The 215-nt window shown below is 49.8% G+C and carries 1 pseudogene; it reads right to left on the reverse strand.

Annotated elements, in window-relative coordinates:
* Window positions 1-99 precede the first annotated feature (99 nt).
* Window positions 100-215: pseudogene (locus ACGF5R_RS25230) on the reverse strand (transposase); the annotation flags it as partial.

The following is a 215-nucleotide window of genomic DNA, read 5'->3' on the forward strand; positions in this document are numbered from 1 at the left end:
CTTCCGACAGCGGACTTCGGTGGGCCTACCACCATCTCCTCCTGAGCTTATGCTACATACTGGCTGCATTCCCTATGCGGCTAGTTTGTATGCCTGCGGCACACTTTCTATGATGAAACGCTTTGATAACATCACCTTATCCCACACTGAGAGCGCTTTTGCCTTCATGTTACTGCGCGTATCCGTTATCAATGTCACCCCTGCTGCGTTTAAAT

Source organism: Photorhabdus sp. RM71S (assembly GCF_042879355.1).
GTDB classification, from domain to species: Bacteria; Pseudomonadota; Gammaproteobacteria; order Enterobacterales; family Enterobacteriaceae; genus Photorhabdus; species Photorhabdus kayaii.